Source organism: Synechococcus sp. R55.2 (assembly GCF_047462075.1).
Lineage (GTDB): Bacteria > Cyanobacteriota > Cyanobacteriia > Thermostichales > Thermostichaceae > Thermostichus.
The window spans coordinates 1-612 of sequence record NZ_JANSIH010000304.1 but is presented as its reverse complement, the minus strand read 5'-3'; the positions used below and the strand labels follow the sequence as shown (position 1 = coordinate 612).

Here is a 612-nt window from a genome sequence, read left to right as displayed (position 1 = left end):
CTACCCAGCCGGAGAGGTGCCGCCCACCCAAGTGATATCGCCCCCCTTTGTCCAGGTTCCCCTGGGCGTCACCGAAGATCGGCTGCTGGGATCCGTCGATGTGGAGGCCTCCATCAGGCAGGGGGAAACGGTCTTCCAGCCAGGGCTCTTGGCTGCCGCCCACCGGGGCGTGCTCTATGTGGATGACATCAACCTCTTGGACGACGCCATCGTCAACTTGTTGCTGACGGTGGTGGGGGATGGGGTCAACCGCCTGGAACGGGAGGGGCTGAGTCTGCAACACCCCTGCCGGCCTCTCTTGGTGGCCACCTACAACCCCGAAGAGGGATCCCTGCGCCCCCACCTGCTGGATCGCCTGGCACTGGTGGTGCCGGTGGGGCAGGAGCTGAGCCTAGAAGAGCGAGGGGAAATTGTCCAACGGGCAACGCAATTTGTCGATGCTCCCGAGCCCTTCCTGGCCGAGCACCAGGCGGAACTGGAGGAAATCCGCACCCGCATCCTCCTGGCGCGGGAGTGGCTGCCCCAGGTCAAGCCGCAGCGGGAACAGCTCCTCTACCTGGTGCAGGAGGCCATCCGCGGCAACGTCCAAGGGCACCGGGGAGAACAATTTGC

At 65.0% G+C, this 612-nt stretch carries 1 protein-coding gene; it reads left to right on the top strand.

The features are described from left to right. A partial coding sequence (locus NW838_RS09805; protein WP_414427957.1) for an ATP-binding protein occupies positions 1-612 on the top strand: 612 nt, incomplete at both ends.